This window comes from Pseudoalteromonas sp. Ld19, assembly GCF_045064135.1.
In the GTDB taxonomy this organism is placed as follows: Bacteria; Pseudomonadota; Gammaproteobacteria; order Enterobacterales; family Alteromonadaceae; genus Pseudoalteromonas; species Pseudoalteromonas aliena.
In genome coordinates this window covers 441,790-461,056 of sequence record NZ_JBISHA010000021.1, presented here as the reverse complement: position 1 = coordinate 461,056, position 19,267 = coordinate 441,790, and the positions used below count along the sequence as shown (strand labels likewise).

18 protein-coding genes and 1 pseudogene are annotated in these 19,267 nt (G+C 39.7%); 14 read left to right on the top strand and 5 right to left on the bottom strand.

Going from position 1 to position 19,267, the window contains the following annotated elements; translation table 11 throughout:
- The first annotated feature begins 51 nt into the window (after positions 1-51).
- The 14 genes and pseudogenes from pnp to ACJJVZ_RS13955 all read left to right on the top strand — a co-directional run bounded on the left by pnp (position 52) and on the right by ACJJVZ_RS13955 (position 14,755).
- Complete coding sequence (pnp, locus tag ACJJVZ_RS14020) at positions 52-2,178, top strand: polyribonucleotide nucleotidyltransferase (protein ID WP_193155702.1); 2,127 nt, start codon at positions 52-54, stop codon at positions 2,176-2,178.
- Between the two features lie 141 nt (positions 2,179-2,319).
- The gene (gene nlpI, locus ACJJVZ_RS14015) at positions 2,320-3,198 is read left to right on the top strand and encodes a lipoprotein NlpI (protein ID WP_193155701.1); all 879 of its coding nucleotides are present in this window, start codon (positions 2,320-2,322) and stop codon (positions 3,196-3,198) included.
- Positions 3,182-4,360, top strand: a complete 1,179-nt coding sequence (locus tag ACJJVZ_RS14010; protein WP_193155700.1) for a hypothetical protein — start codon at positions 3,182-3,184, stop codon at positions 4,358-4,360. The genes nlpI and ACJJVZ_RS14010 overlap by 17 nt, the downstream gene beginning before the upstream one ends.
- A gap of 216 nt (positions 4,361-4,576) precedes the next feature.
- Positions 4,577-7,369: a monovalent cation/H+ antiporter subunit A gene (locus tag ACJJVZ_RS14005; protein WP_193155699.1), complete on the top strand. Its 2,793-nt coding sequence runs from the start codon at positions 4,577-4,579 to the stop codon at positions 7,367-7,369.
- Positions 7,369-7,722, top strand: coding sequence for a Na+/H+ antiporter subunit C (locus ACJJVZ_RS14000; protein WP_405621661.1), 354 nt, complete (start codon positions 7,369-7,371; stop codon positions 7,720-7,722). Before ACJJVZ_RS14005 ends, ACJJVZ_RS14000 begins: the two co-directional genes overlap by 1 nt.
- A complete protein-coding gene (locus tag ACJJVZ_RS13995) occupies positions 7,719-9,236 on the top strand; it encodes a monovalent cation/H+ antiporter subunit D (protein ID WP_405601322.1) in 1,518 nt (505 codons plus the stop codon). The genes ACJJVZ_RS14000 and ACJJVZ_RS13995 overlap by 4 nt, the downstream gene beginning before the upstream one ends.
- Entirely contained in the window at positions 9,236-9,772 is a 537-nt protein-coding gene (locus ACJJVZ_RS13990) for a Na+/H+ antiporter subunit E (RefSeq protein ID WP_405601320.1), read from the top strand. Before ACJJVZ_RS13995 ends, ACJJVZ_RS13990 begins: the two co-directional genes overlap by 1 nt.
- A complete protein-coding gene (locus ACJJVZ_RS13985; RefSeq protein WP_077538458.1) occupies positions 9,766-10,035 on the top strand; it encodes a K+/H+ antiporter subunit F in 270 nt (89 codons plus the stop codon). Before ACJJVZ_RS13990 ends, ACJJVZ_RS13985 begins: the two co-directional genes overlap by 7 nt.
- Before the next feature lie 9 nt (positions 10,036-10,044).
- On the top strand, positions 10,045-10,377 hold the full coding sequence (locus tag ACJJVZ_RS13980) for a Na+/H+ antiporter subunit G (protein ID WP_138584491.1): 333 nt from the start codon (positions 10,045-10,047) through the stop codon (positions 10,375-10,377).
- Positions 10,378-10,505: 128 nt separating this feature from the next.
- Positions 10,506-11,003 (top strand): DUF2059 domain-containing protein, encoded by a 498-nt coding sequence (locus ACJJVZ_RS13975; protein WP_077538454.1) that lies wholly within the window; start codon positions 10,506-10,508, stop codon positions 11,001-11,003.
- A 141-nt stretch (positions 11,004-11,144) separates the two neighbouring features.
- Complete coding sequence (locus ACJJVZ_RS13970; RefSeq protein WP_193155696.1) at positions 11,145-11,588, top strand: MerR family transcriptional regulator; 444 nt, start codon at positions 11,145-11,147, stop codon at positions 11,586-11,588.
- Complete coding sequence (locus tag ACJJVZ_RS13965; protein ID WP_405601318.1) at positions 11,578-13,824, top strand: heavy metal translocating P-type ATPase; 2,247 nt, start codon at positions 11,578-11,580, stop codon at positions 13,822-13,824. The genes ACJJVZ_RS13970 and ACJJVZ_RS13965 overlap by 11 nt, the downstream gene beginning before the upstream one ends.
- A gap of 358 nt (positions 13,825-14,182) precedes the next feature.
- Positions 14,183-14,464, top strand: a pseudogene (locus ACJJVZ_RS13960) (cupredoxin domain-containing protein); the annotation flags it as partial.
- 75 nt (positions 14,465-14,539) lie between these two features.
- Positions 14,540-14,755 (top strand): TIGR02450 family Trp-rich protein, encoded by a 216-nt coding sequence (locus ACJJVZ_RS13955; RefSeq protein ID WP_077538448.1) that lies wholly within the window; start codon positions 14,540-14,542, stop codon positions 14,753-14,755.
- Between the two features lie 496 nt (positions 14,756-15,251).
- Here ACJJVZ_RS13955 and ACJJVZ_RS13950 read toward each other — a convergent pair whose 3' ends face one another.
- The 5 genes from ACJJVZ_RS13950 to ACJJVZ_RS13930 form a co-directional block, all read right to left on the bottom strand.
- A complete protein-coding gene (locus tag ACJJVZ_RS13950) occupies positions 15,252-15,491 on the bottom strand; it encodes an RNA recognition motif containing protein (protein WP_077538446.1) in 240 nt (79 codons plus the stop codon).
- Positions 15,492-15,662: 171 nt separating this feature from the next.
- Positions 15,663-16,628, bottom strand: coding sequence for a lipoyl synthase (lipA, locus tag ACJJVZ_RS13945; protein WP_077538444.1), 966 nt, complete (start codon positions 16,626-16,628; stop codon positions 15,663-15,665).
- Entirely contained in the window at positions 16,625-17,278 is a 654-nt protein-coding gene (gene lipB, locus ACJJVZ_RS13940; RefSeq protein WP_077538442.1) for a lipoyl(octanoyl) transferase LipB, read from the bottom strand. The genes lipA and lipB overlap by 4 nt, the downstream gene beginning before the upstream one ends.
- A gap of 19 nt (positions 17,279-17,297) precedes the next feature.
- The gene (gene ybeD / locus ACJJVZ_RS13935; protein ID WP_002958517.1) at positions 17,298-17,576 is read right to left on the bottom strand and encodes a DUF493 family protein YbeD; all 279 of its coding nucleotides are present in this window, start codon (positions 17,574-17,576) and stop codon (positions 17,298-17,300) included.
- Positions 17,577-17,965: 389 nt separating this feature from the next.
- Positions 17,966-19,126, bottom strand: a complete 1,161-nt coding sequence (locus ACJJVZ_RS13930) for a serine hydrolase (RefSeq protein ID WP_077539074.1) — start codon at positions 19,124-19,126, stop codon at positions 17,966-17,968.
- Positions 19,127-19,267 lie beyond the last annotated feature (141 nt).

Genomic DNA, 19,267 nt, shown 5'->3' with positions numbered 1-19,267 from the left:
TTGGTACTTTGATGGCAACTTACTTAAGAACACATTTAAGGAACATTTTAAGTGCAAGCAATTATTAAAAAATTTCAACTTGGTCAACATACAGTTACGCTAGAAACAGGTGCAATCGCTCGTCAAGCAGACGGCGCTGTACTTGCTAGCATTGGCGATACTTCAGTTTTAGTTACTGTTGTTGGTAAGCGTGAAGCACAACCAGGTCAAGACTTTTTCCCACTAACAGTTAACTACCAAGAGCGTATGTACGCTGCTGGTCGTATCCCAGGTGGTTTCTTAAAGCGCGAAGGTCGCCCTAACGATGGCGAAACACTTATTGCACGTCTAATTGACCGTCCAATTCGCCCACTTTTCCCAAGCGGTTTTGTAAACGAAGTACAAGTTATCGCGACAGTTGTATCTGTAAACCCTGAAATTCAACCTGATATGGTTGCAATGATTGGTACTTCAGCTGCACTTGCTATCTCTGGTATCCCATTCAGTGGCCCAATTGGTGCATCTCGTGTTGGTTACATCAACGGCGAATACGTACTTAACCCTACATTAAAAGAGCTTGAAGAAAGCCAACTTGATTTAGTGGTAGCCGGTACTGATAAAGCGGTACTTATGGTTGAATCAGAAGCTAATGTACTTGCAGAAGACGTAATGCTTGGCGCTGTTGTATATGGTCATGAGCAATCTCAAGCGATCATCACTGCAATTGAAGAATTTAAAGCAGAAGCGGGCAAGCCTACTTGGGATTGGACTGCACCTGAGAAAAACGTTGCACTAGCAGATAAAGTAGCTGCAATTGCTGCTGATAAAGTAGGCGCAGCTTACTTAATCACTGATAAAGTAGCGCGTAAAGAAGCACTTGGCGAAGCGAAAGACGAAGTTGTTGCTGTATTAACAGCTGAACTTGCTGAAGGCGAGTCTTTAGACAAGCAAGAAGTTGGTAAAATCTTCGGTTCACTTGAGAAGAAAATTGTTCGTGGCCGTATCGCTGCTGGCGAAAAACGTATCGATGGTCGTGAACCAGATATGATTCGTGCACTAGACGTAATGACTGGCGTATTACCGCGTACTCACGGTTCTGCAATCTTTACTCGTGGCGAAACTCAAGCGTTAGTAACAGCGACACTTGGTACAGAACGTGATTCACAGTTAATCGACGATTTAACGGGTACTCACAAAAACCACTTTATGCTTAACTACAACTTCCCTCCATTCTGTGTAGGTGAAACGGGTTTTGTTGGTTCTCCTAAGCGTCGTGAAATCGGCCATGGTAACCTTGCTAAGCGTGGTATTGCTGCTGTAATGCCAACACTGACTGAATTCCCATATTCAATCCGTGTAGTATCTGAAATTACTGAATCAAACGGTTCATCTTCAATGGCTTCTGTGTGTGGTACTTCACTTGCACTTATGAATGCTGGCGTTCCAATTAAAGCGTCTGTTGCGGGTATCGCAATGGGTCTAGTTAAAGAAGACGAAAAATTCGTTGTTCTTTCTGACATCTTAGGTGATGAAGATCACTTAGGTGACATGGACTTTAAAGTTGCGGGTACTGCTGCGGGTATTACTGCACTTCAAATGGATATCAAAATCGAAGGTATCACTCAAGAAATCATGCAAATTGCGCTTAAACAAGCAAAAGCTGCACGTTTACATATCTTAGAAGTGATGGATGAAGCGATTTCTGCTCCTTCTGAAGAGCTATCAATGTTTGCTCCTCGTATCTACACAATGAAGATCCCACAGAAGAAAATCGCTGAAGTTATCGGTAAAGGTGGCGCAACTATTCGTCAGCTTACTGAAGAAACGGGCACAACGATTGAAATCGGTGATGACGGTACAATTAAAATTGCCGCTACAGATGGCGAAAGTGCAGCCAATGCAATTAGCCGTATTGAGCAATTAACAGCTGAGCTAGAAGTAGGTACTATCTACGAAGGTAAAGTTGTACGTATCGTAGATTTCGGTGCGTTTGTAAATATTCTTCCTGGTAAAGATGGTTTAGTACATATTTCTCAAATTAGTACTGAGCGCGTTAATAACGTGGCTGATCACCTTTCTGAGGGTCAAGAAGTTAAAGTTAAAGTACTAGAAGTAGATCGCCAAGGCCGTGTACGTCTAAGTATTAAAGAAGCAATGGAATCAGCAGCACCTGCAGCTGACGCGACAACTGACGCGTAATTGCTAACTTATCAATCTAGTTATATTAGCTAGATAGTAAAAAAGGGGCTGTTTAGCCCCTTTTTTTATGCTTTAATGAAACCTTATAAGATAAGGTCTGTCTTATACTTATCGCGATATATCTAGGTATTAAGGATTTTAATGATACTCAAACATTTAGCTTTGGCATCTTTTGCTATTTTGTCTTTAAGCGCTTGCCAAACGACTACAGAATCAGAACTAACTCCGATTGTTAATGTGCCCTTTACTGCACCTTTAGTTTCTGACTTTAGAAGCGAAATAGCTATTGCACGTTATTCTGAACTACTTAATCGAGCAGACTTAAGCCCTGAGCAACAGGCAAAGCTGTATTACGACCGTGGCGTATTATTTGACAGCTTAGGTATGACTACGCTTTCACGTATTGATTTTAACCGCGCAGTAAAGCTTAAGCCCGATCTTGCTGAGGTGTATAATTTTTTAGGTATTCAACATACGTTAATGCAACAATATGAAAAAGCTTATGAATTTTTCGACTCAGCATTAGAGCTTGATGAAGGGCATGAGTATGCTTATTTAAATCGTGGTATAGCGCTTTATTATGGCGATCGTGCAAGTATAGCTAAAAGTGACTTTATTGAATTTTTGGCGCGCTCTCCAAATGATCCTTATCGTGTGTTATGGCTTTATTTAGCGCAGGCTCAAGATAATAAAGAGCAAGCTCTTGTAGAGCTTAAAGCGAATGCAAAAGCGCTGGATGAGTCACAATGGGCATATCAGTTAATTGCTCTTTTTGTCGGAGATATGAGTGAAAATACGTTTTTATCGGGTATAAGCGATGGTGTTAAATCAGAACAAGAATACGCGCAGCGTCTATGCGAGGCTTATTTTTACTTAGCTAAATTACATCAAGCAGCGGGTAATAACTATCTAGCAGCTGATTACTTTAAATTAGCTCTTGCAACTAACGTGCATGAATTTATTGAATACAAATATGCGCGTTTAGAGCTTGAACTAATGACAGATGAAAACGCCGGTTAATATTTTAAAGTTAGTTGGCATATTACTTTGTAGTTTACTCATAACAGCATCGAGTAATAGATCTAATGAAATTGGCTTTTGGCAGGTTTTAAATGCAAAAGCCAATCCCTTTGAAAGCTTTTGGTTATTTCCCCGTTATTTTTCGACGCATTTAAAACAACTCCCGCAGAGCACATTGGCTTTGTTAGCGCGAAACAAAATCCCTTTAGCACAATATGAATATTCGTTAACCTTATTAGGCAAGGGTCAAAGTGAAACTGCTAAGCTATTCTGGCTGCCTAGTTTAGGCAGTTTAACTTCTCAGCAAAAAATAGAATTAGCTGAGCAGTTACTTGAGCAATCGCGTTGGGGTGATCTGAAATTATTAGCTAATAACAATCGCCTTCCACGCAGTGATGTTTTGAGTCATTTAAACTTAGAAGTAGGCAGGTCTTATCGCGTTATACCTAAGCTATTTTTACAAAGGCTTGGTTTTTTATCAGTCAATCCGAATGTTGAACCAGATCCTCAATGTAGATTTAACGTTTTAATGATGAGCGATCATCGCAGCGGTCTTTATAAACTGGCTGAATTGGTAAACATTTTTGATAAGCAACCAGAGCCCGCTAAGAATGTATTTTGTTTTTCTAAGCCTATGTATGTTGCAGGGGCTATTGATTGTAATAATGAAGCCACTAAAATGGCGCAGTGCAACTGGCCGTCATCATTACTAAAAAAGCACCTTCCTGATAACTTCGATTTTATAATAATGATGCCAAAATACGGTAGCGCTAATGTGAGAAATGAAATAATGCATTTGAGCTCTCAAGCGAATTATGCGGTGTTTTTGCATGAGCTGATGCATTTTAGTGGATTTGAAGACGAATATGTTTTACCACTATCTAAACAAGCATGGTTGTGTAAAAAAAGCGGATTGGTTGCGCCTAACTTATTTATTTCTCATGGTGAAATGCCTCCAAGAGGTTGGCATAAAAGCCAAAGTTGTCAATACTATGGTGTAGCTTATAAACCAAGTGAAAAATGGTCTATTATGCAGTATCAACAATTAGGACTCTCAGCGCAATACAGGACACTTTGGTTAAAACACCTAGATATGACCAATGGTCATATCTCTCGTTACTTTGATACGCTTACACCAGCAAACAAGGCTATATTGAATTAACAATTTTTAATATTAGTTTACGGTTTTTTTATGCTTTAAAAATTGTTGTTTCTTGCTTGAAAAACATCCATATAGACCCGCTTTTTATAGACAAAATAAGTGTTTTTCAGTATAACTATAACTATTAATGTCGTTAAAAAACAGGCAGTAAAAGCATCACTTAGTTCTAAATGGGTGACGTCCTGATAAATTTATGATTATAAAAGGCCCTATATTATGACTTTGCTCTGGATACCCTTGTTATCCTTGATTGGCAGTGTTATTTCTGCATGCACAAGTAAGCTCTCTCGCAATCAAAGCGCTAGCTTAACGGCTCTTGCGCCTTTAACTGCTTTGGGGATTACTCTATACCATGCACCTGCGGTATTAGCGGGCGAAACTATTCGTTATTCTTTGGCTTGGATCCCTTCAATTGGGCTTGATTTATCGCTGCGATTAGACGGCCTCAGTTTATTGTTTATGTTTATGATTTTAGGCATAGGCTTGCTTGTTATTTTATACACTCGTTACTACCTCAGCGCTAATGACTCCATGGCCAAACTGTACAGTTATTTAATGCTGTTTATGACCGCAATGCTTGGCATTGTGATGTCAAATAATGTTATTCAACTTTGGTTATTTTGGGAATTAACCAGTATTAGTTCATTCTTGTTAATTAGTTTTTGGTGGCATAAATCGGAAGCTCGCAAAGGCGCGCGTATGGCACTGGCTGTAACAGGTGCGGGCGGTTTAGCGTTACTTGCTGGGTTGATGTTACTCGGTGATATTGTTGGTAGTTACGACCTTGATGTTATTTTAGCAAGCAAGGCGATCATTCAATCGCATGAGTTATACGAGCTAGCATTGGTATTAGTGCTACTAGGTGCGTTTACAAAATCGGCACAATTTCCGTTTCATTTTTGGCTACCACATGCAATGGCTGCACCTACGCCAGTAAGTGCGTATTTACATTCTGCGACTATGGTAAAAGCCGGTATATTTTTATTGGCGCGTTTTTACCCTGCTCTAGCGGGTACCGAGACGTGGTTTATCCTAGTGGGATTAACGGGTTTAGCTACGTTATTATTTGGTGCTTATATTGCGCTCTTTAAACATGACTTAAAAGGGTTGTTGGCGTATTCAACAATAAGTCATTTAGGTTTAATAACGCTGTTGTTAGGTCTTGATACTGAGCTTGCGACCGTTGCAGCCATTTTTCACATAATAAACCACGCAACATTTAAAGCCTCATTATTTATGGCAACGGGTATTATTGACCATGAAACAGGCACGCGTGATATGCGTAAGCTCAATGGGATGTGGCGATACTTACCTTACACTGCAACACTCGCCATGGTTGCTGCAGCTGCAATGGCCGGTGTACCGTTGTTAAATGGTTTTTTATCCAAAGAAATGTTCTTTGCAGAAACCTTGCACCAGCAAGTACTCGGCTCTATGTCCTGGTTGATCCCAGTGTTGGCAACGGTTGCTGGTGCATTAGCGGTTGCGTATTCAGCACGCTTTATTCATGATGTGTTTTTTAATGGTGAACCGATTGATTTACCTCGTACACCACACGAACCACCGCGTTATATGCGTGTACCAATAGAAATATTAGTCGTGATTTGTTTATTGGTAGGCATGTTTCCACACTTTACTATTGACGGTATTTTATCGGCTGCGTCTTTAGCCGTACTTGGCAAAGAAATGCCTGTTTATGAATTGGCTATTTGGCATGGATTTAACTTACCACTGTTGATGAGTGCAATGGCTATTGTTGGTGGTTTGTTTATTTACATTAACCGTAAATACCTATACCAATTTCAAGCATCGTTACCCCCTCTTAATGCTAAGAAAACATATGAGCGGGTCATCTTAACCGTCATTGCTTGGTGTCAGTCAAAAATAAATAGCACAGAAAATGGCTCATTGCAGCGCTACCTTGTAATTATGTTAGTTGTCGTATTATTGTGTGCAGGTTGGCCATTATTTGAAATGCAGCAATTGGCCGGTAGTATGCCGCGTACTCCTGTTGATGTGCACAATGCGATTGGTGCAGGCTTGTTGATTATTGGTGCCCTCGCTACAGTTCTTTGGCACCGTTCTCGAATGGTATCGTTGTTAATGCTATCCATTGTGGGGCTAATGGTGTCGGTTTTATTTACACGTTTTTCGGCACCTGATTTAGCGCTTACCCAACTAACAGTTGAGGTTGTGACTATTATTTTGCTTATGCTGGCGTTGTTTTTCTTACCGCAGTATACGCCCAAAGAATCGAGTTCATTACGAATTCTACGAGACCTAGCAATAGCCTCTACACTGGGGGTCGTTATTGCGAGCATTTGTTATGCGCTACTTACTCGTCCATTAGATTCAATCTCCGACTTCTTTATCGCTAATGCAAAAATAGGTGGTGGGGGTACCAACGTGGTTAACGTTATTTTGGTCGATTTTAGGGGCTTTGATACACTTGGTGAAATTACGGTATTGGGTATCGCTGCTTTAGGTATATTTAAAGTACTCTCTAGAATTCCATTATTTATGCCAGCCAGTGACGGCGAAGGCCGCCCATGGGCACGAGAGCGTCATCCAATATTGCTGGCGAGTATTTCACAAAGCTTACTACCACTTGCGTTATTAGTCTCTGCGTATATTTTCTTACGCGGTCATAACTTACCAGGTGGTGGATTTATTGCTGGGTTAGTAACATCTATCGCGTTTATTTTACAATACATGGCGCATGGTACTTCATGGATAAATGAACGCTTTGATGTTAATTACCGTAAAATTATAGCTTCAGGTATTGGTATTGCACTATTTACCGGTGTAGGTAGCTGGTTCTTCGATAAGCCATTTTTAACGACGTGGTTTGATTACTTTGATATTCCATTTATCGGTAAAACAGAGCTTGCCAGTGCAATTGTGTTTGATTTAGGTGTATACCTCACTGTTGTTGGCGCTACGCTAATGATTTTAGCAAGCTTAGGTAATATGACGGCAGATACCCAGAAAAAAGAGGTAAATATTTAATGGAATTATTGTACGCATCTTGCGTTGGAGTATTAGTCAGTTGCGGTATATTTTTACTGCTAAGAGCTCGTACGTTCCCTGTTGTACTTGGGCTTACTATGATTTCATATGCTGTGAACTTGTTTTTGTTTTCAGCAGGGCGTCTTACTATTAATAAAGCGGTAGTACTTGGTACAGGCGCAGAATATGCCGATCCGTTACCACAAGCATTAGTGCTTACTGCTATTGTAATTGGTTTTGCGATGACTGCATTTGTGGTTATTTTGGCAAGACGTGGGCGCGCCGACTTAGGTAGCGACCATGTTGATGGTTACGTGCCTAATGCATCTACTGACAGTAAGGAGCAAAAATGATTCAACATTTAGCTTCTTTGCCTATTTTACTCCCCATGCTAACGGCGGTTATTTTACTGCTTCCGCCATGTGGTAAAAGCGTTAAAATCCGTCGTATTGTCTCAAGTGTAATGGCAATTATTACTTTTGTTGTGAGTGCGCTGCTATTAATGCATGTTCATAACACGGGTATTAATGTTTACGCGATTGGCAATTGGTCTGCACCATTTGGCATTGTGTTAGTAGCCGATATGCTATCTACTTTGTTGGTCGCGCTAACTTCCTTTTTAGGGCTGGGCGCTATTTTATATGGCAGTGCCGGCGATGACGAAAAAGGTAGCTTTTTTCATCCGCTTGTCCACTTTCTAGTCTTAGGTGTGAATGGTGCATTTTTAACGGGTGATTTGTTTAATTTATTTGTATTTTTTGAAGTACTGCTTATTGCTTCATATGCATTACTTATGCATGCGGGAGATAAACAAAATACACGTGCTGCGCTGCAGTATGTAATCTTAAACTTAGTTGGTTCAAGCGTATTTTTAATTGGTTTAGGGATTTTGTATGGTGTATTAGGTACGCTTAATATTGCAGATATGGCTCATAAAGTTTCGCTTCTTACTGGTGACGATGTATACCTAGCAAAAGCCGGTGGTTTATTACTACTGGTTGTATTTGCCTTAAAAGGGGCGCTGTTACCGCTGCATTTATGGCTTCCAAATACATACGCAAGTGCTAAGCCCGTAGTTGCTGCTCTATTTGCTATTATGACCAAAGTAGGTGTTTACGCTATGTTACGTGTATACACGGTTGTATTTGGCGAACAAGCCGGTGCACTTGAGCATGTTGCGCAACCTTGGCTTTGGGGTTTAGCAATTGCAACTATTATAGTGGGTGCAATTGGTGTTATAGCATCGCAAGACTTACGAAAATTAACTGCCAACCTAGTATTGGTGTCGGTAGGGACACTCGTTGCACTCGTTGCACTGCAAAATGTAAATGCCACCGCTGCACTTCTGTATTATTTAGTGCATTCAACACTTGTATGTGCAGCGCTATTTTTACTTGCTGATTTAATTGCCACACAACGAGGTAAAGTAGCCGATAGGCTTGTAGCAGGGCGTTCAGTTAAACAGCCTTTTTTATTAGGCGTATGCTTTATTATTGCTGCGTTAACCGTCGTTGGTATGCCACCTTTATCGGGATTTGTGGGTAAAATTTGGATACTTAAAGCAACATTAAACAGTGAACAAGCCCTTTTGTTTTGGCCTGTATATCTAGTAACTAGCTTTGCACTATTAATAGCACTTTCTCGAGCAGGCACTAGCTTATTTTGGGAGTGTAAAGATAAACGCAGTGAAAGTGCTGAATATAAAAATGCTCGTTCACTGCAAGTAATCGTAATTCTAGGGTTATTAGCATGCTCTCCATTAATGGTTATTTTTGGCGGACCAATTAGCGAATATATGATGGCTGCTGCGACTCAGTTACATGACATAAATGGCGGTATTAATGCAGTACTTAAAGGAGGCATGTGATGAGATTACAAGCTCGTTTTCGCTGGCTACCAACGCCATTTCGTAGTTTGTTTTTATTTATAGTGTGGCTGCTATTAAATAATAGCGTGTCGGCTGGGCACTTGGTATTAGCAACGTTTTTTGCAATATCTATTCCTTTACTCAGTTTTTCATTTCGAGATCCGCAACCACTTATTTTAAAACCAGGCTTAGCGTTTAAACAATTATTCATTGTGCTTTACGATATTATTGTTGCAAACTTACAAGTGTCTTTGCTTATACTAGGGCCATCTAGAAAGTTACGTCCAGCGTTTATAAAAGTACCTATAGATTTAACCCATGACATGCCAATTACTATATTGGCAAGCTGTGTGTCGTTAACGCCAGGTACGGTGAGCGCTGAGGTCTACCCTATTAATGAAGCGCTAGCTGAAGGTGATGAGACAACACAGCGTTTTTTACTGATACATGTACTTGATCTAAAAGACGAAGAAGCACTTATAAAGCAAATAAAACAGCGCTACGAAGCTCCATTAAAGGAGATATTTAAATGTTAGATATCGTATTACTCATTGTTTTTTCAATGATTGGATTGTCGTTACTACTTAATTTATGGCGACTTATTATAGGCCCATCAGTACCCGATCGTGTTTTAGCGCTCGATACTATGTATATTAACGTTATTGCTTTAATTATTTTGTATAGCATCAGCATGGGAACCGGACTTTACTTTGAAGCAGCCTTGCTAATAGCTATGCTTGGCTTTATTAGTACGGTAGCAGTATGTAAGTATTTACTACGTGGCGATATAATCGAATAAGGTGAAAGGATGATTAGTGAATGGGTTGTATCAATTTTATTATTGTTTGGCGGAACGTTTATTTTAATTGGCTCTATCGGGTTAATTAAATTACCAGACTTTTTTATGCGTTTACATGGCCCAACAAAAGCAACAACGTTAGGGATGGCGAGTATCTTAATTGCCGCTATGGTATTTTTTGCTAATACAAAAACTGGCCTTAGTGTTAAAGAAATACTCATTACGATTTTTTTATTAATCACAGCGCCAATTAGTGGCTATATGTTAATTAAGTCTGCAATACATCATAAACTTAAGGCTAAAGAGGGCACCAAAGGCCTCGATAATATTGAAGATAGCTAACTCCTATCACTGCTTGTTTTTAAACCCGAATAACGTTAATTTATTCGGGTTTTTGCTATTTGCTCCCATTTACAACAGTATTAAATCATGTGAGTATTAAGGCCTTAAAAGCACAAAAGGATATTATTATGGGTAAGGTACTACTTCTTTCATTATTTATTTTTTCAAGCAGCTTATATGCAGCACAAACACCAAAACAGCAAAAAATAGATGAACTGATTAATGTAATGAACATGGATTCTATGGTTGACTCTATGTATGCTCAAGTAGAAGGCATGATGAAAGGTATGTCTGATCAGATGGGTGTTAAACCGTCTGAGCAAGCTATTTTTGATAAATACTATGGCGATATGACCGATGTATTAAAAACAGAAATGAGCTGGGCTAAAATGCAACCAACAATGGTTAATGTTTACGATAAACATTTTAATGAAGAAGAAATTAGCGACATGCTCGCATTTTACAAAACTAAAACTGGGCAAGCTATTCTTGCTAAAATGCCAGTGGTAATGCAAGAGTCTATGCAAATGTCACAAAATTTAGTGCAAGGTGCTATGCCAAAAATCCAAGCTTTAGCACAGCAACTAGGCGAAGAACTTCAACAAAGTCGTAACGAATCGAACTAACTTTTAAGCGCCCTAGGCGCTTTTTCTTTCAGCCCCCAGATTATGTTTATGCCATTATTTATCTAGTTTAAAAATAGCCATTGACCTGTGTGTTACACCTAGGTTTATTATGACGCTATTGGAAAGCGACGGAGCTAGATTATGTATGTTAAACAACTCGCCAAATTAATGAACGTGACTGCAGACACTGTACGTCATTACACACGTGTAGGGTTATTGAATCCTGTACGCAGTGCAGAAAATGGTTATCAAGAATATACAAAGCAAGACCAGCAACGTTTAAAGTTTATTATTAGCGCCCGCCAACTTGGTTTTTCACTCAAAGATATTCAGCAAATTGTAGATGAGTCAGAGCAGGGGAATTGTCCATGCCCATTAACACGTAAACTCATAGCTAAACGCTTAGAAGAAACCGAAGTACTGTTTCAAGAAACATTAAAACTACGAAACCGAATGCATGCAGCCATAACGCAATGGGAGACATCAGTCGATGGTGCAAATGCCAGTGACGTGTGTAGTTTAATAGAATCGTTTGTTGATCCAATAAACGATTCCGTAAATAAGGAGCAGCGTAATGACGATTAATACAAAAGACACCGCGCAAAACTTTATTATTGAAGGCGCTAATTGCGGCAGTTGTGTGGCCAAAATTGAAAAAGCTCTCAATAGTGTACAAGGTGTACAAAATGTAGAAATGAACTTTGCAGAGCGCACAGTACGTGTAGAAGGTAAAGCCGACGAAACCACTCTTATTAACGCAGTTAAAAATATTGGTTACTCAGCTAAGCCAATGAGTAATGAGTCCGATCAAGATGCACTTGATGAAAAAGCAAAGTCGGACGCGGCACATTACAAAAAGCTAATGCGTAATATGATATTAGCGCTAGGGGTCGGTGCGCCGTTAATGATATACGGGCTTATTTTTGACATGAGTGTGACCACGGACACACAAAGAATAGCCTGGTTTTTAGTGGGTATCGTCACGCTTGTGATTATGGCTATATCAGGTAAGCAATTTTACAACGGCGCATGGCAGGCATTTAAAAACCATGCTGCGAATATGGATACATTAATAGCACTTGGTACAGGTACTGCGTGGTTGTATTCAATGTTCGTAGTAATAGCACCAAACTTATTACCACAAGTCGCAAGACACGTATATTTTGAAGCATCATCGATGATCATCGGTTTAATTAGTTTAGGGCTCGCTTTTGAAGTAAAAGCACGTGGGCGCACCTCACAAGCAATTAAACGCTTAATTGGCCTGCAACCAAAAACGGCACGCGTAATTCGTGGTGGCGAAGAGCAAGACATCGACATTAGTGATGTTGTAAAAAATGATGAAGTACGCGTACGCCCTGGTGAAAAAATCCCTGTTGATGGCGATGTTATTGAAGGCAGCAGTACGGTTGATGAGTCAATGCTTACTGGTGAGCCAATGGCTGCCCGCAAAAAAACGGGCGACAAAGTCGTTGCCGGAAGTATTAATAAAAGTGGTACTTTATTATTTAAAGCCACGCACATTGGTAGCGAAACCACACTTGCTAATATTATCAATATGGTAAAGCGTGCACAAAACTCTAAGCCATCAATAGGGCGCTTAGCCGATGTTATATCAGGCATATTTGTCCCAACAGTTATGATTATTGCAGTACTTGCGGGCCTTGCATGGTTAAACTTTGGACCTGAGCCATCAATTGCTTATGCCGTTGTTGCGGTAACTACGGTACTTATTATTGCTTGTCCTTGTGCGCTAGGACTCGCAACCCCTATGTCGGTTATGGTGGGTATTGGTAAAGCCGCTGAGTCAGGAATATTAATTCGAAATGGTGAGTCGCTGCAAACGACATCTAAAATCACCACCATGATTTTAGATAAAACAGGCACTATTACTCAAGGCACACCGCAAGTTACCGATGTAGTTACCTTTAACAACAGTGATGAAAATACAGTAATGCAACTTGTTGCAAGCCTTGAAAGTAGCTCAGAGCATCCACTGGCAGAGGCAATTACGGCACACGCTAAAAAGCAGGGCTTAGCTTTAAGTAAAGTAGCTGACTTTAACGCAATTACAGGTAAAGGTGTAGCCGGCAGTGTTGACGGGCAAACATTGTTGTTTGGTAATAAAACGCTAATGGATAAATACGATGTAGCCGTTGATGATGCAACCGAGCAAGCTCAAACACTTGCCAGTGATGCTAAAACGCCCATGTATTTTGCAAGTAATAATAAGCTCCACGCTATTATTGCAGTAGCAGATCCTATCAAAGAGGATTCAGTTGACGCTATTAAACGCCTGCAAAATAAAGGTATTCACCTAGTTATGCTAACAGGTGACAACAAAGCCACTGCACAAGCCGTTGCTAAGCAAGTTGGTATTGATGACTTTATTGCAGAAGTAATGCCCGATGACAAAGTAAACGAAGTAACAAAACGCCAAGCAAACGGTGAAATAGTGGGTATGACAGGTGACGGGATTAACGATGCCCCCGCACTTGCGCAAGCAGATGTAGGGTTTGCAATTGGTACAGGTACCGATGTTGCAATAGAAAGTGCAGACATTACCTTAATGCGTGGATCGCTGCATGGCCTTGCTGATGCAATTGCAGTGAGTAATGCAACTATTTTAAATATTAAACAAAACCTATTTGGTGCCTTTATTTATAACGTAGCAGGTATTCCGATTGCAGCTGGCGTGTTGTATCCATTTTTTGGCATACTACTTAACCCTGTTGTTGCCGGCGCAGCTATGGCACTTTCATCGCTTACAGTGGTAAGTAACGCTAATCGCTTACGTTTTTTCAAACCAAATAAATCGTAATTTAAGCTAAGGAGTACATTATGTTGATGATTAATATAGGTGGTGCACTGTTAATAGCCGCAATTATTTATTGGTTTTGGCTATACAAACTAGGGCGTGTTGACCTTTCGTGATTGATTTTGCAGCTGACTGTTTGGTTTTTAGGCAAGGCAGAGCCTATGTCGTGTGGTTATTCCCCATAAATAGGCGATAACGCAGCATAAATGCCAAACATGCGCTGCCCTTTGGGTTCTTTCTAGGGACGATTAACTCTTTGTTGCTCGGTTTTTACTTAGTCCACTCGATTACAAACCTCGCGCCGCGATTAAATCGCCCCTAGGTTGAACAAATTTCAATCCACAAAGGTCAACACGCCCTAGAGCAAACACAAAGTGATGACAATAAAGTAACGATAGTTGTTGATAACGGTGTTTATAAGCCAGGACACATTAAAGTGGCAGCCAACAAAGAGGTTGTACTTACCTTTGATAGAAAAGACAGCGCGCCGTGCGCCGAAACCGTGGTACTTCCACAGCTTGATATAAGTAAAACTCTGGTAATGGGTGATGGCAATACAGTTAAACTACCTGCACTTGAAGCCGGTGAGTATGACTTTCATTGCCAAATGAAAATGTACAAAGGCAAGTTAATAGCACAGTAGAAAAATAGTTATTGAGCTAAACAGGTGGTTGGGTCGTATTAGTGCTTATTAAGAAAATTGGAGCTTTTGTATATTGTGAATAATTTAAACCCTAAAAAATTACTAAATAGTAAATGGACGGCAACTCCTGCCATCAATAAAGAAAAGCACTTTATTATAGTCGCTGTAGAGTACGATGAAGATGCCAACGTAATAGAGTGTATTACTGAGTCAGTATTTTCTAAAAACCAATATCCAATTAGCTGGCGAGATCTAAAAGATACTCAAAAGTGGTGCCAAGGCTGGAAGTAATTTAAATCGTTTTAGTAAATCTCGCCGATAAATACAGAACTAAATTTAAGTAACCTGAACTCTGGATAATAAATCTATCTCAAGCAGCTATTTTCAGCGCTAACTGCATTGAATTTACTTGCAATAGGCCCGCTATTGACGCGTAAATTCGCCTTGTTTTCACTGAAAATCTCCGGCTAGAGAAAAATAAATTTAAATATCACTATGATTCAATACGTTAATAAATCTCTTAACCAGAGTTCAGGTTAAGTATAAAAACGTAAAATTATTATCGCGTTTAGCAAAAAACCAGCATATGCTGGTTTTTAAGGTTAAGTAACGAATAAGTAATTATTTATACCAAACTGCATAAATCTTTGATCAATTTAACGAATTAAATTGCACTATAACGTCGTTAAAAATTTTATATTTAGAACGACTAGATACAAAAATTTTTGCCTAGTTCTAGCGTAATTTTCTTAACGTTAAATAGACCCCATATATAAGCAGATTGGTATTAAGCATCTGCTAATTTTACGCGGATTTTGCTTTTATCAACACTGGTTTGGTTAAGTGCATTAATCGCAGCCTTAACTTCAATGTCGTTTGGCATTTCTACAAAGGCAAAGCCTTTAGATTGGCCTGTTTCTTTATCAAGTACTAAGTTACAAGTAGTCACTTTACCGTGCTCTGCAAACAAAATACGAAGCTCATGCTCTGTTGTAGCGCGAGACAAGTTACGAACTAATAGTTTCATAATGAACCTAAATAATTATATCAGTATTAATTATCTCAACTTAGGTGGGTTTAACCTAATTTTATTTGATAAACAGTTAAAAAAACTTACCAAATATAAAAATGCCGTTAGTTTAATTTATTAACTAACGGCATTTAATGACTCTAAAAGTAATTTAATACTTAGGTTTATTTATTTTACTTCTTTACCCGCAGCTTGTTGATCTGCATGGTAGCTTGAGCGTACAAACGGACCCGAAGCCGCGTGAGTAAAGCCAATTTCATCTGCATATGCTTTTAAGCCATCAAACTCTACTGGTGGCACGTAGCGTTTAACTGGTAAGTGATGCTTAGAAGGTTGTAGGTATTGACCTACAGTTAGCATGTCAACGTTGTGCGCACGTAAATCGCGAAGTACTTCTTCAATCTCGCTAATTTCTTCACCTAAACCAACCATTAAGCCTGATTTAGTTTTAACTTCTGGGTGAGCTTCTTTAAAGCGACGAAGTAATTCCAACGACCATTTATAATCGGCACCTGGGCGAGCCAGTTTGTATAAACGTGGCGCAGTCTCAAGATTGTGGTTAAACACATCTGGTGGTGTTTCGATTAAAATCTCGAGTGCGCGGTCCATACGGCCACGAAAGTCAGGCACTAAAATTTCGATAGTAATTGTTGGGTTGTGCTTGCGGATTTCGCGAATACAATCGGCAAAATGTTGTGCACCACCATCGCGTAAATCATCACGGTCAACTGAGGTGATCACGACGTAGTTTAGCTTCATATCTTTAATTGTAAGTGCTAGTTTTTCAGGCTCAGCGGCATCAGGTTTTAATGGACGACCGTGGGCAACATCACAAAATGGGCAACGACGAGTACATATTGCACCTAAGATCATAAAGGTGGCTGTACCGTGGTTAAAACATTCAGAGAGGTTAGGGCACGAAGCCTCTTCACATACTGAGTGCAAGCCATGCTTACGTAGCGCTTGTTTTATACCGTCAATACGCTCTGTTGATTTAGGTAAGCGAATTTTTAACCATTCTGGCTTACGCAACATTTCGGTTTTTTCTGTAGGTAAAACTTTAACTGGGATCAACGCCATTTTTGCCGCGTCGCGTAGTTTTACACCTGGTTCCATTTTGACTGGTTTATTCATTCGTTTTCAAACCCTTCAGTATGCTTAACCTGTGTTGCATTAAGCTTATTGATCATGTGTTTTACCAATCCTTCACCCGCACTTTCTAGGTTTTGAGGACCATCTAATTCTTTAGTTTGCACCATATTCATGCCCGCATAACCACACGGATTAATACGTAAAAATGGACTTAGGTCCATGTTAACATTTAATGCTAAACCATGAAACGAGCAGCCACGACGAACTCTAAGTCCAAGTGATGCTATTTTACTGTCGTTGACGTAAACACCCGGTGCGTCAGCTTTAGCGTACGCTTTAATATCGTACTCGGCGAGTGATTCAATAATGCACTCTTCAAGCCACGTAACCAGTTCACGTACGCCAATTTTTAAACGTCGAAGATTAAATAACACATACATCATTTGCTGGCCGGGGCCGTGGTACGTTACTTGTCCGCCACGATCCACTTTAATAACCTCAATATCGCCTGGGGCAAGTAAGTGCTCGTCTTTACCGGCTTGACCTTGAGTGAATACACTCTCGTGCTCTACAAGCCAAATTTCATCTGGTGTATTTTCATCTCGGGTGTCGGTAAAGTCCTGCATTTTTTGCCAAATAGGCATATAACGCTGGCGACCCAGTTGGCGTACGATTAAGGTGTTTTCGTTCACAACAAATCTCAACTATGGCTTAAAGCATGTGGCGTACGTCATCGATATTACTGATCACGTTATAAATTTCTTCAATGTGTTTGCCACTTGTAACCGTTGCTACAAGGCTTACTGATTCGTAATTGCCTTTGCTGCTTGGTTTTACTTTAGGTGCATAGTCGCCAGGTGCAATAGGTTGTAACTTAGCTAAAATTTGATCAGTTAGGTTTACGTTAGCTAAACCCATAATTCTGAATGTAAATGGGCAAGGGTACTCTAAGTACTCATCAAATTTTGTATCTTTAACAGGTTGAACCACGACGGTGACTCCTCAAACAAATAAAGTATTGGCTCTGAGCATAATGCTAGGCGCTAAACTGATAGGGTGATGACAATCTGAGTTAATGTAATAATCAATCGACATAAGTATTTGAACAATTTAACAAACTAAATCATTCCATAACGACGTTAAAATTTTCATTTAGAACAATTAGATATAAAAATTTTTGCCTTGTTATAGTGCGATTTTTTATCGTTAAATAAACCTCATATTTAAACAGATTGATATTATTTTGGGAAACCCAAAATAAAAACTCATTATGATTGCTTTATATGGGGCGCATTCTAGCATTTTTCAAGCAAAAAAAAACGCCTCATAATGGAGGCGTTTCGTTTAACTTCACAATCGCTGTGAGTTTATTTTTACACTTACATTATTTGTAAACGTAGGTAGTCATAAATTTTACTAAAGAAGCTGCCTTCTTCCACTTCTTCAAGCGTTACTAGTGGGTATTGAGCGATATCTTCCCCTTCTAATTGCAAGAATAAAGTCCCTACTTTAGTACCTTTCGCTAGAGGCGCTTCAAGTGTATTGTCTAGCTCAAAATTGGCTTTAAGGTTTTTATGCTGACCACGTGGAATAGTGATTGGTGTATCTTCTAAAATACCTAACGATACGTTTTCTTTATTACCCATCCAAATACGTTGCTCTGCAAAGCTGTCGCCTGCCTTGTACGGTGTAATTGTTTCAAAAAAGCGAAAACCGTAATTAAGTAATTTTTTATTTTCTATTTTGCGCGCACGTTCGCTTGAAGTACCCATAACAACGGCAATCAAACGCATACCGTTTTTAGTAGCCGATGTTACTAAACTATAGCCCGCTTCAGATGTGTGGCCTGTTTTAATGCCGTCTACATCTAAACTTTCATCCCATAACAGCGAGTTACGGTTATATTGCTTAATGCCATTGTAGGTATATGACTTTTGTTTATAAAGAGCGTATTCGTCTGGCACATCACGAATAAGTGCGGCGCTTAACGTTGCCATATCACGTGGTGTTGTATAGTGCTCATTAGTATCTAGGCCGTGGCTGTTGATAAAATGGCTGTTGCTCATGCCTAATTTAGCCGCATGTGCATTCATTAAGTCAGAAAATGCGCTTTCGCTACCTGCAATATGCTCAGCCATTGCAACACACGCATCGTTACCTGATTGAATAATTATTCCGTGGTTAAGCTCATCTACACTAATCTGTTTGCCTACTTCAATAAACATTTTAGACGATTCAGGAAAGTTTTTAGCCCACGCTTTTTCGCTCACAGTAACCATGTCTGTAGGGGCGATATTACCGGCTTTAATTTCAGTACCAATTACATAACTGGTCATCATTTTAGTTAAACTAGCAGGAGCGAGTTGTGTATCAGCTTCACCTTCAGCTATTACTTTACCCGTTGTAAAGTCCACTAAAAAATAGCCTTTTGCATTAACTTGAGGTGGTGCCGGAATAATTTGGGCGCTGGCTGAAAATACGGCGGCAGAACAAACTAAGCCGCATACACCTTTGAGGATTTTATATTTAATAGATTTCATCATACTCATTAATGGTTAAAGTTAAAAATTCGCGTTACGCCATTCTATACCCAAACTACCCCGAGATGCGAGTTTCAGTTGGAGTTAAAAACGATTTAGGCAAGGCATTGATTGCAAATAATAGTTACTCTATTGTTCAAA

Excerpts from the sequence above, each read along its gene's own strand:
- nlpI (WP_193155701.1), top strand. The coding sequence starts at position 2,320 with ATGATACTCAAACATTTAGCTTTGGCATCTTTTGCTATTTTGTCTTTA.
- ACJJVZ_RS14010 (WP_193155700.1), top strand. The coding sequence starts at position 3,182 with ATGAAAACGCCGGTTAATATTTTAAAGTTAGTTGGCATATTACTTTGT.
- ACJJVZ_RS14005 (WP_193155699.1), top strand. The coding sequence starts at position 4,577 with ATGACTTTGCTCTGGATACCCTTGTTATCCTTGATTGGCAGTGTTATT.
- ACJJVZ_RS14000 (WP_405621661.1), top strand. The coding sequence starts at position 7,369 with ATGGAATTATTGTACGCATCTTGCGTTGGAGTATTAGTCAGTTGCGGT.
- ACJJVZ_RS13995 (WP_405601322.1), top strand. The coding sequence starts at position 7,719 with ATGATTCAACATTTAGCTTCTTTGCCTATTTTACTCCCCATGCTAACG.
- ACJJVZ_RS13990 (WP_405601320.1), top strand. The coding sequence starts at position 9,236 with ATGAGATTACAAGCTCGTTTTCGCTGGCTACCAACGCCATTTCGTAGT.
- ACJJVZ_RS13985 (WP_077538458.1), top strand. The coding sequence starts at position 9,766 with ATGTTAGATATCGTATTACTCATTGTTTTTTCAATGATTGGATTGTCG.
- ACJJVZ_RS13980 (WP_138584491.1), top strand. The coding sequence starts at position 10,045 with ATGATTAGTGAATGGGTTGTATCAATTTTATTATTGTTTGGCGGAACG.
- ACJJVZ_RS13975 (WP_077538454.1), top strand. The coding sequence starts at position 10,506 with ATGGGTAAGGTACTACTTCTTTCATTATTTATTTTTTCAAGCAGCTTA.
- ACJJVZ_RS13970 (WP_193155696.1), top strand. The coding sequence starts at position 11,145 with ATGTATGTTAAACAACTCGCCAAATTAATGAACGTGACTGCAGACACT.
- ACJJVZ_RS13965 (WP_405601318.1), top strand. The coding sequence starts at position 11,578 with ATGACGATTAATACAAAAGACACCGCGCAAAACTTTATTATTGAAGGC.
- ACJJVZ_RS13950 (WP_077538446.1), bottom strand. The coding sequence starts at position 15,491 with ATGAAACTATTAGTTCGTAACTTGTCTCGCGCTACAACAGAGCATGAG.
- lipA (WP_077538444.1), bottom strand. The coding sequence starts at position 16,628 with ATGAATAAACCAGTCAAAATGGAACCAGGTGTAAAACTACGCGACGCG.
- ACJJVZ_RS13930 (WP_077539074.1), bottom strand. The coding sequence starts at position 19,126 with ATGAAATCTATTAAATATAAAATCCTCAAAGGTGTATGCGGCTTAGTT.